This window comes from Novosphingobium sp. Gsoil 351, assembly GCF_009707465.1.
Lineage (GTDB): Bacteria > Pseudomonadota > Alphaproteobacteria > Sphingomonadales > Sphingomonadaceae > Novosphingobium.
Window position 1 is genome coordinate 2497150 of sequence record NZ_CP046120.1, and the last position, 15586, is coordinate 2512735.

A 15586-nucleotide genomic window follows, 5' to 3' on the forward strand; every position below is an offset into this window, starting at 1 on the left:
GCCGGATGCACCAAATCCTCGGCATCATGGAGGACACGCTGCGTGCACGCACCCCGCTCCGCTGCTCGTCAGCTGCAAGCGCGGCATAAAGCCGGTTGAGGCAATCGGCCTTGGTCGTGGGGCCATCCGCCCCATGGACGACCACACGGATGCGCGGATCGGCCCCGGCCCCTTCGGTCAGTGCGGCGAGCGTGGACGAGTCGTTGCGACAGCAGCCGGCGTAGATGCGCAGTTCCTGCTGCGGCCAGCATGTCCGGCAATGGCGGTGCATCGCGGCGATGACCTCGGCTTCGCGCCAGGCGGGAACCAGCACGGCTGCGATACCCTTGAGCGGTGCATTGGGCGTGTTGGCAAAGGTCCGCGGTCGCGTCTTCCCCGTCAGCTTGAGCCGGAGCCAGGCAAGATCGACCCCCAGTTCGTCGATCGCGCCGACAAGGAAGAAGAACGCGGCGAAGAGCAGGAACTCATGCTCGACAATCTCAAGCCACTGCCACGGGTCGAGCCCGGCGAAGTCGAACCGTCCTGTCATGCACCCGCCGCCGCGCACCCCAAGCGCAGCTCAGCAGCCCTATCGCGCGCGAGCGTAGGTTGCAACGTGTCGCCATTTGGCCGATGCACTAGCGTATGATTACGCCCCGCCGCCAGTTTCTGTCTGCGCGGCTGCGATGGCTACATGACAGCGAAGCCGCGCCGGGCATAGTCCTGCTTATCGCCGCCGCGGCAGCGATGATCGCGGCCAACACTGCGCTCGAACCGGCCTATCATGCGCTGCTCCATCATCCCCTGGCGTGGAACCCTGTAGCGCGGCTGACGACCCTCCACCTTTGGATCAACGACGGCCTGATGGCGGTGTTTTTCTTCGTCGTCGGCCTGGAGATCAAGCGCGAGGTGCTAGGCGGGGTGCTGGCCAACCCGGCAACCCGGCGGATGCCGGTGATCGCCGCAGCCGCGGGAATGGCGGCGCCTGCCGCGATCTACCTGTTGATTGCGGGCAACGTCTCCGGGCTTGCGCGCGGCTGGGCGATCCCAGCGGCGACGGATATCGCCTTCGCGATGGGGGTCGTCGCGCTACTTGGCAGCCGCGTGCCGCCATCGCTCCGGCTGTTCCTGCTGACGGTCGCGATCGTCGACGATCTGGGCGCGGTGGCGATCATCGCGCTAGCCTATACCACCGGGATCGACCTTGCGTGGCTGGGCGCGGCGGGTGCGATCCTGGGAGCGATGCTGTTGCTCGCCCGGCTGCGGATCGAGCCGGCCGCGCCGTTCGTGGTGCTGGGCGTGGCGCTTTGGCTCGCGGTACTCCACTCGGGGGTCCATGCGACCGTCGCGGGGGTGCTCGCAGCGTTCGCGATTCCGCTGCGTCCCGGCAGACGCCACCACGATTCGCTGCTGCTGCGGATGGAGCACCATCTCGTGCCGTGGAACGGGTTCGTCGTCGTTCCGCTGTTCGGTTTCGCCAACGCCGGGGTCGTGCTGGGCGGCGCCAGCTTGCTGGCGCCATTGCCGCTGGGCATTGCGCTGGGGTTGGTGCTGGGCAAGCAGGCCGGGATCTTCGCCAGTCTGGCGCTCGCTGAACGGCTGGGCATCGCGCGCCGTCCGCAAGCAGCTGGCTGGCTTCAGCTATGGGGCATCGCGCTGCTATGCGGGATCGGCTTTACCATGAGCCTGTTCATCGCCGCGCTCGCGTTTCCGGCCGATCCCGCACTGATTGAAGAGGCCAAGCTGGGTGTGTTCGCGGGTTCGCTAGTCTCGGCGCTGCTGGGCTATGCGGTGTTGCGGTTTGCGAGACCCGCGCCCCCATAGTGCTTTACAGAATATCTGGTCCGCTCGACACGAGCGGTTTGGTGCAGCTTTCATGCACGCGCTCTGCTCACCATTCGCCCGTATTCGCCATACTCGCCCACGGTTCCTGCGGCTCGAGCCGACCGTCCTGCAAAAGTTCGATCGAGATTCCGTCGGGGGTGCGCACGAAGGCCATGTGGCCGTCGCGCGGGGGGCGGTTGATGACGACGCCGGCGTCCATCAGCCGCTGGCAGGTTTCGTAGATGTTCTCGACCCGGTAGGCGAGGTGGCCGAAGTTGCGCCCACCCGAATAGGCCTCCGGGTCCCAGTTGTGGGTCAGTTCGACCTCGGCAATGCCCTCCTGACCGGGCGCGGCGAGGAAGATCAGGGTAAAGCGGCCCTGTTCGCTGTCAAAGCGGCGGACCTCCTCGATCCCGATCAGCTTGAAGAACGCCACGGTCGCGGCGGGGTCCGAAACCCGGATCATGGTGTGAAGATAGTGGGTCACTGCTCGCCTCGCTTGTCGCGTCGGCGGTGTCCTACATCAAGCACAGTCCGGTTCAAGCGCGCCCGGCCGGAAACGCGAAAGCCCGCGCCGGTATCCCGGCGCGGGCTCCCGCGTCACCCTTGAACAGGACTTAGAAGGCGAGCTTGACCGTCGCCACCACGGTGTCGTCGGAAAAGCTGTCGATCTTGAAACCGTCGACCCCGACGTAGCTCGCCCCGACCGAGAACTTCGGCGTGATGTTATAGGTGATGCCGGCCGAGTAATCGAACCCGCCGCCGGTTCCCTTGCCCGTGAGCAGATCGGGCGACTGGACGCCGTCGGCGTAGCCGAGGTGCGTCGAAATCGAGATCGGGGTGTCGGGGATGCCGCCGGAAAGCTCGCCGTAGACGTAGGTGTTGTCGTCGTTGCCCAGCGAATCCTGGCTCGGCGCATAGGCGACGCCCACCTTGGCAGTGGCCGGGCCGATCGCCGCGGTCAGCGAGGCGTAAGGCTCGAAGTAGTTGGCCTTGCCGACGTGGCCGTTGGGATAGGCGTAGTAGAGCAGCCCGACGTCGGCGGTGATCCCGCTGCCCAGCGCGCCGGTCCAGCCGCCGTAGAGATCGACTTCGGTGCTGCCGTAGACCGCGGAGTCTTCCAGGCTCGATGCCCAGGTCCCAACGTAGAACCCGCTCGAGTGGTTGAGATTGATTGTGCCCTGCACCGCGAAATCACCGCCCGAGAGCGAGAGCCCGCGGAAGCGATAGTCGGAAACACCCTGGACATAGCCGCTGAACGTGAAATCGCTCGGCGGGGCGGTGTCGTCGGCGAGTGCGGGAGTCGCTCCTAGCCCAAGGCCAAGGAGAATGGCGGCCGAAAGGGCCGAAACGGACGTGCGCATGTCAAAATCCTTCAAAAGTTGACGCGTCGTCCCACCTGCGCAACGCCGGGATGCCTCGTGTTCTTGGGCGGTCCTCGAGCAATGCGAGGCAACGATTGCCGCCTCATGCTGCATTGCACAAGTAAAAAATTGCGCGGAGTTTCGCGTTCGCGCATGCCCGTGGCTTTTGCGCACCACTTGGCACGGTTCATCGCGGGTGTATGTGGAACCCGATAGGGGCCTGCTGCATTGCAGCGGGGTTGAGGCGAAACCGACCGCGCTCTATTAGGACCCGCCGTTCGGCGAAACCCGTATGCTCAAGCGATTGCGTTCCATCCTTTCCCCGGCGGCAGAGTTCGTCGAAGCCGCGGCCGCGGTGCCGGAGGGCGTGCGGGTCTATGCGATCGGCGACATCCACGGGCGGCTCGACCTGTTCGAGCAGCTCATCGCGGCGATCGACGCCGACGATGCCGTGCGGACACCGGCCGAGACGACAGTGGTCTTGCTCGGCGATCTGGTCGATCGTGGGCCCGACAGCGCCGGAGTGATCGATGCGGCGATGGCCTGGGGCAAGCGCCGCCGCGTGCGCCTGCTGTCGGGCAACCACGAGGAGATGTTCCTCGACAGTCTCGATCGCACCGAAGTCCTGCGCCACTTCCTGCGCTATGGCGGCAAGGAGACGGTGCTCAGCTACCCGATCGACCGCAGCGACTATCGCGAACTCTCGCTTGACGAACTGCAGGCGCGGATGCGCGAGGCCATTCCCCAGGCGCACCTCGACTACTTGCGCGAGGCCGAGGACCTCATCGCGATTGGCGACTACCTGTTCGTCCACGCCGGAATCCGCCCCGGGATCGCGCTCGAGGACCAGAACCCGGCCGACTTGCGCTGGATTCGCGAAAGCTTCGTTTCCGACACCCGCGATCATGGCTGCATCGTGGTGCACGGCCACACCATCAGCGCGCATGTCGAGGAGATGCCCAACCGGATCGGGATCGATACCGGCGCATTCCAGTCGGGACGGTTGACCGCGCTTGGGCTCGAGGGCAGCCAGCGCTGGTATCTGGCGGCGCGCGACGCTATCGCGCGCGCCGATGATCAAGCCGCCTAGGCCAGCCGCCCGGGCAGTCGAATAGGATAAGCGAACGTGAAAATCTGCATGGTCGGGGCCGGATACGTCGGTCTCGTCTCGGGCGCCTGCTTTGCCGATTTCGGCCACGATGTGGTCTGCGTCGATACCGATCCCTCGAAGATCGAGCGGCTCCACGCCGGGGTAATGCCGATCTACGAGCCGGGGCTCGACGACCTGGTCAGGCGCAACGTCGCCGCCGGGCGGCTGGCGTTCACCACCAGCCTGGCCGAAGGAGTGGCCGGAGCCGGCGCGGTGTTCATCGCGGTGGGCACTCCCAGCCGCCGCGGCGACGGGCATGCCGACCTCAGCTATGTCCACGCCGCCGCCAAGGAAATCGCCGCCAGCCTGACCGGCGAGGCGGTGGTGGTGACCAAGTCGACCGTCCCGGTTGGTACCGGCGACGCGGTCCAACGTATCATCGCGGAGGCCGGCTGCGCACACCGCGTCAGCGTCGTCTCCAACCCCGAATTCCTGCGCGAAGGCGCGGCGATCGCCGATTTCAAGCGCCCCGACCGGATCGTCATCGGGGCCGAGGACGATTTCGGCCGCGAGACGATGCGCGAGGTCTACCGTCCGCTGTTTCTCAACCAGGCGCCGATCCTGTTCACCGGTCGCCGCACCAGCGAGCTGATCAAGTATGCCGCGAACGCGTTCCTCGCGACCAAGATCACCTTCATCAACGAGATCGCCGACTTGTGCGAGGCGGTGGGAGCGGACGTCCAGGACGTCAGCCGCGGGATCGGGCTGGACAACCGGATCGGCCCGAAGTTCCTCCACGCCGGGCCGGGCTATGGCGGAAGCTGCTTTCCCAAGGACACGCTGGCCTTGCTCAAGACCGCGCAGGACGCCGACGCGCCAATACGGATCGTCGAGGCGGTGGTCGCGGTCAACGACACCCGCAAGCGGGCGATGGGGCGCAAGGTGATCGCGGCCATGGGCGGCGGCGATTCCGCCCGCGGCAAGACCGTCGCGCTGCTCGGGCTGACCTTCAAACCCAACACCGACGACATGCGCGATGCGCCCAGCCTTGCGGTCGCTCAAACGCTCATCGATGCGGGCGCCAACGTTGTCGCCTACGATCCCGAGGGGATGGAGCTGGCCAAGCCAATGCTTCCCGCGGTAACGATGGCCGACAACGCCTGGGGCGCGATCGCCGGGGCCGATGCGGTAGTCCTGGTCACCGAATGGGACGCGTTCCGCGCGCTCGACCTCAAACGCATCGCCCGAGAGGCGGCTACCCCGCTGCTGGTCGATCTGCGCAACGTCTACAACCCGGTGGAAGCGCGCGCGGCTGGATTGACCTATGTCGGCGTCGGGCGCGGTTGAGCGGAACGGCGATTTGACGTTCGCCGGCAACCATCGCCAGCGAATCTCGCGGGCCAGCCATCGCCGCGTGAGTTGCCGGGGGGCCTGTAAGCCGGGTTCTGTGACGCGGGCGGTGTCCTCCAAGTTCCCCTGGGCGGACCAGCCCCGCATCGGCAGCCATTCCTCTAGGCCTTGCGTTGCCGCAAGGCTCAAGCAGCCAACCCGGGCGGTCGGGGCGAAACACCCCAGCCGGTCCCTTTCGAGACCGTCTCGCCGCCCCTATTAGGCCTTGCTCCAGGTGGGGTTTGCCGTGCCGCTTCCGTTGCCGGTCGCGCGGTGCGCTCTTGCCGCACCCTTTCACCCTTACCTCTTGCGAGGCGGTCTGCTCTCTGTGGCACTTTCCCTGAACGTCGAGCCGAAGCCCGACGCCCGGCGGGCGTTACCCGCCACCCTTGTTTCGTGGAGCCCGGACTTTCCTCGGCAGGTTTCCCTGACGCGGCTGCCCGGCCCCCCGGCACAGGTCACCTAGCACGGCCCCGGTCGCGATCCAACAGCAGCGCGAACACCATCGCGCCCACTTGCAAGTCGATCTCGCCGTCGATCAGGCTCGGCCGCCAGCGGCGCTGAAACGCGCGCACCGCGGCGCGGCCGTCGGTGATGTCGTAGCCGAACCGTTCGAGCGCCAGTAGCACCGAACCTTCGTTGTCGAACGGATCGCCCAGCATCACTTCGGGGATCGGCAGCGCCAGCTTGTGCCGCGCGAGCAGCGGCCAGTCGAACAGCTCGCCGGGATCCTCCTTGCGCGCGGGCGCGACGTCGGAATGCCCGACCACGTTGGCTCGAGGAATGTCGTGGGTCTTCACGATCCGCGCCAGCAGCGGCAGCAGTGCCTCCATCTGCGCCGCGGGAAAGGCGCGATAGCCCCATTCGTGCCCCGGATTGACCAGCTCGATCCCGATGCTCGCCGAATTGACGTCGGTAACCCCCCGCCAGTAGCTGCGCCCGGCGTGCCACGCGCGCCGCTCCTCGGGCACCAGCCGGACGACCTCGCCGTCCTCGCCGATCAAGTAGTGCGCGCTGACCTTGGCTTGGGGATCGACCAGCCGCTCCTCTGCCTCGGCTGCGGTCTGCATGCCGGTATAGTGCAGCACGACCATCGAGATTGGCCGCGCCCCAGGCAGCGCCCGCGCGTCGCAATTAGGCGACAGGTTCTCGCGGTGGATCAGTTCGTCCATCGCGGTCTCCTCTCTCTCCCCCTCAAGCCTGCGGCAAGACCGCGCCCAACACCAGCGCATCTTCGCCGCGGTGCCATTGAACCCCGCCGCCGGTGCTGGCGGCCAGCTCCCCGGATCATCGCCGCGGGCGCGGTGCGGCTGGATAGCTCGCCCGGCGGCAACGACCCGTCGAGCGCGTGGCCGATGTTTTCGTCGAACGCGATCCTGGGGCCCTCGGCGCGGATCACGATCTCGCTGGCGCCGCCGTTCAGCTCCGCGCCGACTTCCAGCGTCCCGCCGCGCACCAGCGTCTCGAGCCCGATTGCGGCAAGGTTGAGCAGGGTCTTGACCGCCGCCTTGGGCAGTTCCTCGCTCGGGACCTTCCAGTCCAGTGTCACCCGTCCTGAATCGCCGATCAGCGCTGCGATGAGATCGCGCGACTCGGACACTGAAACCATCTGCCCGAACCCCCCGCCGCACCGAACGCCAAGCGAAAGAACTTGAGCTTGTCCGCACTCGCCTTGGCGCTCTGCTCGAGCAGTTCCATGCAGCGCTTGCGCATCTCGGGGTCTTTCTCGTCGCGCAGCAGTTCGAGTCCGTTGGAAAGCGCGCCGACCGGAGAAAGCATGTCGTGGCACAGCCGCGAGCACAGCAGGCTGGCGAGATCGATTGCGGCGGTATCGGTCATCTGGTCCCCTGGGCGCGATGGCTACCGGTGCCTTAACCGGCATCGATCCGGGTTGAAAGCAGTACGAAGCCCTGGGGCGTGTCGCGCCAGAATGTCACCATCCCGGCACCGACGATCGCCCAGACTTTGCCGTCGCCGCTCGCGTTCATCCGATCGGTGGCGGAGGGTTCGGTCGATCCGGTGGGGTGCGAGTGCCAATACCCTGCGATCCGCTGCGCACCCGAGCGTTCCGCCTTGTGCGCGGCGATTAGCGCGACCGGATCGATCTCGAAATGGGTGCGCGGGGTGGGATGGACGTTGCGCGTGGGGATCGCGGCTTCGATCCGTTCGGGGGTGCCCAGCAACAGCCCGCAAGCTTCCTCCGGCTCGGCTCGTGCGCCTTGTTCGATCATCGCCTTGATCGCTGACCTTGCCACGGTGTGCGCCATGCCCATGTTGTAGCCGTGGGGCAAAACGAAACCAGCGCAGAACGCATCCTCGAAGGCGTGTTGACGGGTGAGAGCGCGCGGCTCGACAAGGCGCTGGCCGAGGCGAGCGGGTTGTCGCGCGAGCGGGTCAAGGCGCTGCTAGGCGAGGGGCGGGTCCTGCTCGATGGCCGGCCGGCCGCGCAGGCTTCGGCGAAGCTGCCGGAAGGCACGCGCTGGGCGATCCACGTGCCCCAGGCGGTTCCCCCTGGCCGCTGCGGCTCAGGACATCCCCCCTGGTCATCGCCTATGAGGACGAGCACCTGATTGTGATCGACAAGCCCGCGGGCCTCGTCGTCCATCCCGCCGCGGGCAATTTGGACGGAACGCTGGTCAACGCGCTGCTTCACCACTGTGCGGGCCAGTTGTCCGGCATCGGCGGGGTCGCCCGGCCGGGAATCGTCCACCGGATCGACAAGGACACCTCCGGCCTGCTTGTGGCCGCCAAGAGCGACGTCGCGCACGAGGGGCTGGCACGCCAGTTCGCCGCGCATACGATCGAGCGCGCCTATCGCGCGGTCTGCGCAGGACGTCCGCTGCCGCCCATCGATACGATACGAGGGGCGATCGCGCGCTCGGCCAGCGACCGCAAGAAGATGGCGCTGGTTGGGCCGAACATCGCGGGCAGCCGCGGCAAGCACGCGGTAACGCATTACCGGACGCTCCAAGCCCTTGAATCTGCAACCGATCTGGAATGTCATCTGGAAACTGGACGAACCCATCAGGTTCGTGTTCATCTTGCGTCAATCGGTCATGCGCTATTGGGTGACGCTGTCTATGGACGCTCTCTCCCCGCGATTCGCCCGATCCTCGCCCGGCTTGGTTTCGCCCGCCAGGCGCTTCATGCCGCCCGGCTGGGATTCGAGCATCCCGTCACTGGCCAACGGCTCGCCTTCGCCAGCACGCTCCCGGTCGATATGCGGGAACTGATCGTCGAATTGGGAGGTTCGCCCGAGACAGCATAAGATACGTTAGAATACCGCTTATCGAGCCACGCTATCACAGTGGATAGAAAGCATCAGTGGTCCCGCCGGCCGCCGCCCGCTAAAGGGGACGACCACGGGGATCGACGAAAGGACGGAAGTTCAAGTGAGCAAGGTTCCAACCCGTAAGTCAAGCGTGCCCGCCGTGCCCGTGATGGGCGGCGAGGCCGGACTCAACCGCTATCTCAGCGAAATCCGCAAATTCCCGCTGCTCGCGCCCGAGCAGGAGTACATGCTCGCCAAGCGTTTCGCCGAGCATCAGGATCCCGAGGCCGCGGCCCAGCTCGTCACCAGCCACCTGCGGCTCGTGGCCAAGATCGCCATGGGCTATCGCGGCTATGGCTTGCCCGTGTCGGAACTCATCTCCGAAGGCAACATCGGGCTGATGCAGGGCGTGAAGAAGTTTGATCCCGAACGCGGCTTCCGCCTTGCGACGTATGCGATGTGGTGGATCAAGGCTTCGATCCAGGAGTACATCCTGCGCTCGTGGAGCCTGGTCAAGATGGGCACCACCGCCGCGCAGAAGAAGCTGTTCTTCAACCTGCGGCGGATGAAGAAGAACCTCGAGGCGTTCGAGGATTCCGATCTTCACCCCGACGACGTGCGCAAGATCGCCACCGACCTGGGCGTGCCCGAGGTCGACGTGGTCAACATGAACCGGCGGATGATGATGGGCGGCGACGCGTCGCTCAACGTCTCGCTGCGCGCCGACGAGGACGGCGCCGGGCAGTGGCAGGACTGGCTGGTCGACGACCGCCCGTTGCAGGACGAGACCGTCGCCGAAGTTGAGGAGGCGGGTCTGCGTCACGACATGCTGACCGAAGCGCTCGACGTGCTCAACGAGCGTGAGCGCCACATCCTGACCGACCGCCGCCTGGCCGAAGAGCCCAAGACGCTCGAGGAGCTGAGCCAGGTCTACAACGTCAGTCGGGAACGCGTCCGCCAGATCGAGGTGCGTGCGTTCGAAAAGCTGCAAAAGGCGATGCAACGGATCGCGGGTGACCGGCTTACCCCGAGGGGCGGCGGGTTGGCGCTGGCGGCGGGGTGAACCGGCCTGGCTAGCCGTACCGGCGGGCAAACCCGACCATCACCGCGTGTTGGGGCGCGGACTGGCTGACCCCCAGGTCGGCCTCTAGGTCGAGCTGGGTGCGCTTGTCGACTTGCCACACCAGCGATCCCGCGACGCGGCCGTCGAACGATGAGCCCGCGGGATCGCGATCCTCGAATCCGGCGAATTCGGCGGTCAGCGAGAGCTTTTCGCCCAGCGGGTGCGAGAGTCCCACCACCCCGCCGTAAGCGAGGTGTCTCCCGGTGCTGCTGGCGTTTACCGCGGCGTCGATCTCGGGCGTTAGCGCGAGCTGGAACTTGCCAGGCAGGTCGTGCTGGAACGGCACCAGCAGGTCCGCGCCCCAGTCTCCTGCACTCGCGGGACGCCGGCCTATTGGGAGTGTCACGAGGGCCTGGACCGCGATCGGGCCGTCGTCTCCGGCCAAGCCGTGGCGGATGGCGAGGAGCCCGTCGCCGGCCCCGGTTGAATGCGCGACCCTCCCGCTAGCCCGGTCCCGCGAGCGGGTCCGTACCGCGGCGGTGATGCCTAACTGGACTTCGGTGTCGCCGCCCACGCCGATGCGCAGCAGCGTATCGCCCAGGGTGATCGTATCGTCGATGTTCTGCGCGTCGGCATCGTGCTCCCAATCGACAGCGCCGACTTCGACCATCGCCTGGCCTGGCGCCAGCGTGCATGCCGGCGTGCCGCGACCCGGCCGATCGGCGCAGAAATCGCGATCGTCGGCGTGCGCGCAAACGGGCGCGACCGACGCGAGAGTCGCGCAGAGCAACGTCAGCGAGGAGACTCGGGTGATCGGCATGGGTGGAACGATACCCTCCAGGCGCGGGTCCGTGCATTAATTCGCGGTTAGGCTGCTGGCCGGATGACGAGGCCGCGCGGTCGCGCTAATCGGCGGCATGGCCTTGGCATTTCTCAAACCCTCGCGCGTCTCCAAGTCGCATGGTCCCGCGTTTCGCATCGGTTGGTTCGTGGGGCGGCTGATCGTCTGGTTCCTCGCGCTCAGCGTCGGGTTCACGCTGCTTTATCGTTTCGTGCCGGTGCCGGTGACGATCACCATGCTGACCGACCCCAACGGCTTCACCCGCGACTGGACCTCACTCAGCGAGATCGACCGCGACATGGTCGATGCGGCGATCGCGGGAGAGGACGGCAAGTTCTGCACGCACGACGGGTTCGACCGCGCCGCGATCGAAACGGCGATAGCCAAGAACGCGCGCGGAAATCGCCTGCGCGGCGGCTCGACGATCAGCCAGCAGACCGCCAAGAACGTGTTTTTGTGGCAGGGTACGGGCTGGAGCCGCTATCTGCGCAAGGGGCTGGAGGCATGGTTCACCGTGCTGATCGAGCAGCTATGGCCCAAGCGGCGCATCATGGAAGTCTATCTCAACGTCGCCGAGACCGGGATCGGCACGTATGGCGCCGAGAGCGGGGCGCAGCGTTACTACAACAGGTCCGCCGCGAGCCTGAGTCCGGTGGAGGCCGCGCGGATCGCCGCCGCCTTGCCCGCTCCCAAACGCCGCGCGGTCAACGGCGCGAGCGGCTTCACCCGCCGCCACGGCAACGCCATCGCCGCTCGGATCGGCGTGGTCCGTCGCGACGGGCTGGATGCCTGCGTGTACAAGTAGCCCCGGACCGGAGCTACGCTCCAAACACTTCCGGCGCCCGATGCTTCCCCCGGAAGCGGACGAGCGCCGGTCGCGTTGCGCCGTGAAGGGGACCACACGGCGTGCCGTTCGATTGCCCCCGCAACCCCTGCCTGAATTCAGGCCCGCCCCACGCTTAGGCGTTGCGTTCGTCGGCAGTGACGACGGTCACATGGCCAGCCGAGTCGCGGTGTGACGGTTTGCACAGCAGGGAAGCGGCCCGTCGCAAAAAGCGAAGGCGCGGGGAGGCGTTATGCCTTCCCGCGCCTCGCAAGCTCATCGACGGGAATCAGAAGCTCACGCGAGCTCCGATGCGGATCGTGTAAAGCGACTGACGGGCGTAGATCGTGTCGCTGGGTGCCACGAAGTTGCCCGAAGCGTCCTTGGTGTTGGCGTCGTAGCGGTACTGCGCACAGGCTTGAGAGGCGTTGGCCGCCGCCGTTCCGGTCGGCGTTACACCGGGGGCCGGGGTGACATTGCCCGAGGTCGTCAGGCACGAGACGGTGACCGGCGCCGGGGTGTAGGGGAAGGCGTACTCGCGAATCTGGCCCCACTTCTTGTTGAGCAGGTTGGTGAAGTTCTCGACATCGGCAAACAGCGTGAAGCGCGACTTGCTAGTGACGAACGCGGGCAATTCCTGCGAAAGGTGAAGATCGACCTTGGTGATCCACTTCGAGTTGAACGCGTTGCGCGGCGCGATCATGCCGCGATACTTGGCTAGCCCCGATGATGTGATGAATGCATCGACCTGCGAGGCGATCGTGGTGTTGGCATACTGTACCTTCGGATCGTTGATCCCCGTCGGCACGTAGAGCAGGTAGCGGGTGCCCGAACCGATGGTCCCGAACACCGTCGATCGCGCCGCTGGATCGCGCATCGTGTAGCTGTAAGGATGGCCCTGGCGGCTTTCGCCGAACAGTCCGATCGTCGTCTTGTAGTCCCCGAAGAACGCGTGGTCGAAGGTCAGATCGCCCTTGAACGCGTACTTTACCTGGTCGTTCGATATTCCGTAAGCCGGGCCGTTGGGATCGAGCGAGACGCCGGCGGCATAGTTCGACCCCGCGGTCGACGAGGTCGCCGGGTTCTGATCCTTGATGTCCTGGTAGGTGAAGCTCGCGCCCAGGTTCAGCCCGAAATCGAAGTCTTTGCGGACCCGGGCGATCGCGACATAGCTGCGGCCCTTCTTCGAATTGGTCAGCAGGATGTCCGAATTGGTGTCAGTGAACGCGGTGATCGGAGTGTAGCGAGCGCGCCCATCGGGGGTGACCAAGCCGTTCGGACGAACCCGCAAGTCGGTGAAGAACACCTGGTTGCGGACCTTCGAATAGAGGATGTCGGCACCGAAGTCCCACCCGCCGCCGAGCGGTCCAAGCTCGTCGGGTTGCCAGTCGGCCGACAGCGTCGCTCGCCATTGCGAGGGCAGCTTGAAGTTTGGATCGAGCGCATTGACTGGCGAGTTGGCCGAGACCGTGCCGCCCAGCAGATAGGCGTTGGCCAAGGCCGGGATCATCGCGCCGTTGACGTTGGTCAGCACCGCCGCGCCTGTTCCCGCGGGGAGCCCGGTGCCGGTGTAGGTGCCGTTGTTGGCCTGTTGTATCTCGATGGTGTTGGTCAGCACCCCGGTGTTCGAGAAGCTGTTCGAGACATAAACGTCGGGCGTTCCGCCGGCGAAGATGCCCACGCCGCCACGCAGCGACAGCGTCGAGGTCGGCTTGAAGGTGAAGCCCAGGCGCGGCTGGAACACGCCGAGCCCGTCGAGGTATTTGGTGTTGGAGAAGTTGTATCGGCTGGTGAAGACCGAATTCAGCGCCGGCTTGCTCTCGCCCCCGTATAGATCATAGCGCGCGCCATACGACAGAGTCAGGATGTCGCTGATCCGCCAGGTATCGCCGATCCCGAAGGCGAACGCCTGGTAGCGGAACTTGGCTGCCGCGTCTTCCGGCACCAATGAGGGCACGGCGTTGCCGTAACGGAAGCGCTGGGCGTTGCCGGCCTGGAAGTCGGCGATCGAGTCAAAATAATAATCGCCCGACGAGCGTTGCAGGAACGAGTTGAACGTCTTGGTATCCTGGAAATCGGCAAAGATGCGCAGATCGTGGTCGTCGCGCTGGAGCCGCGCCTGGATTACCCCGCCGTAGGTCTGGTTGTTGAGCGCGTTGGTCTGGCGCGAGACGTCGGGGCCGAAGCTGACCTGGGCAAAGCCGGTGGGGCAGCTAATGTTGGCGGATGCCGCTGCACCCGCCAATGTGCGGTCCGAGGTCGGCGCGGTGCAAACCTGGAACTGGGCGAAGCCGCGGCCGAGCACCGGGTCCTGGCCCCGCACGTAGTCCTTGTAGAACGCGCGAACCTCGGTCGAAAACTCGTCGGTCCATTCGGAGTTGAGCTGGAATACTCCGGTGTGGAGACGGTTCGACTGGACGTAGTCGTTCGACGCCAGGCTCAGCCCCGGGGGTGCGGTGGTGAAGTTGTTGACCCCGATGTTGAGCGCGTCCTTGGCATAGGTATAGGTCAGCGAGGCGCGCTGGGTGTCCGATAGATTGGCGTCGAGCTTGACGACCAGGCGGTCGTCCTTGTCGCCGGTGCTCTGCAGCACGCCACCGGTGTCGTAGCCGTACCTGTTCTTGGCGATGGCGGTGATGTTGTCGACCTGGGCTTGGGTCAGCGTCGGGATCTGGGTTCCGGCATTGTTGTCGACCGGGCCCTCGGGAATCGGCTGGTTGGAGCGGACCCGCTCGCCCGCGATCATGAAGAACAGCTTGTCCTTGATGATCGGGCCGGACAGTTCGGCGCCATAGTTCTTGTAAATGAAGTTGGGCAGGGTGACCCTGCCGGTCGGAATTCCCGGTCCCGGCTTGGTCTCCTTGCCGGTCAGCTCGTCGGCCGAATAGGCATAGAACCCGGTGCCCTGGAACTCGTTGGTGCCCGAACGCAGGACGATGTTGATCGATCCGCCCTGGAAGCGGCCCTCGCGGATATCGAACGGCGCGACCTTGGCCTGGAACTGGCCGATCGCGTCGAACGGGATCGGCGAACGGCGGCTCGGCAAACCGTCGGTGTTGAGCCCGAAGCTGTCGGTAATCGGCACGCCATCGACCGAGAATTTGTTGTACTTGGAATTTTGCCCGGCGAAGCTGATCGCGCGGCCGCCGGTGGGGGTGTCGTCGAGCCGGGCGAACGGATCGCGGCGCGATAGGTCGCGGATGTCGCGGTTGACCGAGGCCACGTTCTTGATCTGCTCGATACCCAGTACGGTCACTGGACCTTGGCTAACCGAGCCGGCCCCGGCGAGGCGCCCGGCGCTGACGATGATGACGTTGCCGCCGCTTTCGGCGACGAGATCTACCGGCAGGTTATAGGTTTGGGCGGCGACGGTGACGATGTCGGTTACCTGGGCATCATCGTAGCCCGGCGCGCGGACGGTGACGGTGTAGGTGTCGCCCGCACGCACGCCCGACACGGTGAATCCGCCCGAGGCGGTCGAGGTCGCGGTCGAGACCGCACCGGTGTTGGTATCGAGCACCTCGACGGTCGCCCCAGCGACGGGGGCGCCGCCGCTCGTCACGGTGCCGGTGATCTGCGAGGTCGTCTCCTGCGCGTGGACCGGGGCGGCGAGGCCGCAGGCAAGCGAGAGGCTGGCTGCGCCGGCGGCGAGGAAGTACTTGAGCTGCATGTCGTCGAACCCCAATTTGCCGGTGCACCCGGCGACCCGTCGGAAAATTTTGTAAATCCTGCGCGCGACTCGCATCCGAGCACGCCCGCCAAGGCTCTTACAAAGACACTGGGTTCCCCTGAAACGCGATTTGTGACGCGCTGTTGACAGCTCAAACCCGATCAACGCTTGGGACGAACCCGCGGGCAAGTCTGTTGCTTCGCAGAATGGATTTGAATCCGATTGTTACAGAACCAGCCGGCCCCGGCCGCGGGATTGGCGGATTTCGGCGC

12 protein-coding genes, 1 other RNA gene and 2 pseudogenes are annotated in these 15586 nt (G+C 65.9%); 7 read left to right on the top strand and 8 right to left on the bottom strand.

Annotation, left to right across the window (positions count from 1 at the left end; genetic code table 11):
* Positions 1-133: 133 nt before the first annotated feature.
* Positions 134-628 carry a hypothetical protein gene (locus GKE62_RS19055; protein ID WP_230206673.1) on the top strand — a complete coding sequence of 165 codons (495 nt, stop codon included), beginning with the start codon at positions 134-136 and terminating at the stop codon, positions 626-628.
* Complete coding sequence (nhaA, locus tag GKE62_RS12080) at positions 625-1803, top strand: Na+/H+ antiporter NhaA (protein ID WP_154692454.1); 1179 nt, start codon at positions 625-627, stop codon at positions 1801-1803. The genes GKE62_RS19055 and nhaA overlap by 4 nt, the downstream gene beginning before the upstream one ends.
* A gap of 67 nt (positions 1804-1870) precedes the next feature.
* Here the strand turns inward: nhaA and GKE62_RS12085 are convergent, their stop codons facing one another.
* Both GKE62_RS12085 and GKE62_RS12090 read right to left on the bottom strand, forming a co-directional pair.
* A complete protein-coding gene (locus tag GKE62_RS12085; RefSeq protein WP_154692455.1) occupies positions 1871-2290 on the bottom strand; it encodes a VOC family protein in 420 nt (139 codons plus the stop codon).
* A gap of 130 nt (positions 2291-2420) precedes the next feature.
* Positions 2421-3167 (bottom strand): TorF family putative porin, encoded by a 747-nt coding sequence (locus GKE62_RS12090; protein ID WP_154692456.1) that lies wholly within the window; start codon positions 3165-3167, stop codon positions 2421-2423.
* 292 nt (positions 3168-3459) lie between these two features.
* On the opposite strand from GKE62_RS12090, the gene GKE62_RS12095 reads away from it, so the two are divergent.
* Positions 3460-4257: a metallophosphoesterase family protein gene (locus GKE62_RS12095; RefSeq protein ID WP_154692457.1), complete on the top strand. Its 798-nt coding sequence runs from the start codon at positions 3460-3462 to the stop codon at positions 4255-4257.
* A 36-nt stretch (positions 4258-4293) separates the two neighbouring features.
* Positions 4294-5604: a UDP-glucose/GDP-mannose dehydrogenase family protein gene (locus GKE62_RS12100; RefSeq protein WP_154692458.1), complete on the top strand. Its 1311-nt coding sequence runs from the start codon at positions 4294-4296 to the stop codon at positions 5602-5604.
* A 71-nt stretch (positions 5605-5675) separates the two neighbouring features.
* Here the strand turns inward: GKE62_RS12100 and rnpB are convergent.
* From rnpB to GKE62_RS12120, 4 genes and pseudogenes are all read right to left on the bottom strand, one after another.
* An RNA gene (rnpB, locus tag GKE62_RS12105) (RNase P RNA component class A) lies at positions 5676-6098 on the bottom strand.
* A gap of 6 nt (positions 6099-6104) precedes the next feature.
* Complete coding sequence (locus tag GKE62_RS12110; protein WP_154692459.1) at positions 6105-6818, bottom strand: N-acetylmuramoyl-L-alanine amidase; 714 nt, start codon at positions 6816-6818, stop codon at positions 6105-6107.
* Between the two features lie 22 nt (positions 6819-6840).
* Positions 6841-7485 (bottom strand): annotated as a pseudogene (locus GKE62_RS12115) (histidine phosphotransferase family protein).
* 32 nt (positions 7486-7517) lie between these two features.
* Positions 7518-7919 carry a Mov34/MPN/PAD-1 family protein gene (locus GKE62_RS12120; protein WP_230206674.1) on the bottom strand — a complete coding sequence of 134 codons (402 nt, stop codon included), beginning with the start codon at positions 7917-7919 and terminating at the stop codon, positions 7518-7520.
* 39 nt (positions 7920-7958) lie between these two features.
* Between GKE62_RS12120 and GKE62_RS12125 the strand changes: the two are divergent.
* Positions 7959-8914: pseudogene (locus GKE62_RS12125) on the top strand (RluA family pseudouridine synthase).
* A 172-nt stretch (positions 8915-9086) separates the two neighbouring features.
* The gene (gene rpoH / locus GKE62_RS12130; RefSeq protein WP_154693705.1) at positions 9087-9980 is read left to right on the top strand and encodes an RNA polymerase sigma factor RpoH; all 894 of its coding nucleotides are present in this window, start codon (positions 9087-9089) and stop codon (positions 9978-9980) included.
* Between the two features lie 10 nt (positions 9981-9990).
* Here the strand turns inward: rpoH and GKE62_RS12135 are convergent, their stop codons facing one another.
* On the bottom strand, positions 9991-10800 hold the full coding sequence (locus GKE62_RS12135; RefSeq protein WP_154692460.1) for a transporter: 810 nt from the start codon (positions 10798-10800) through the stop codon (positions 9991-9993).
* 97 nt (positions 10801-10897) lie between these two features.
* Between GKE62_RS12135 and mtgA the strand changes: the two genes are divergently transcribed.
* Positions 10898-11626 carry a monofunctional biosynthetic peptidoglycan transglycosylase gene (gene mtgA, locus GKE62_RS12140; RefSeq protein WP_154692461.1) on the top strand — a complete coding sequence of 243 codons (729 nt, stop codon included), beginning with the start codon at positions 10898-10900 and terminating at the stop codon, positions 11624-11626.
* Between the two features lie 307 nt (positions 11627-11933).
* Here mtgA and GKE62_RS12145 read toward each other — a convergent pair whose 3' ends face one another.
* On the bottom strand, positions 11934-15389 hold the full coding sequence (locus tag GKE62_RS12145; RefSeq protein WP_230206675.1) for a carboxypeptidase regulatory-like domain-containing protein: 3456 nt from the start codon (positions 15387-15389) through the stop codon (positions 11934-11936).
* Between the last annotated feature and the right edge of the window lie 197 nt (positions 15390-15586).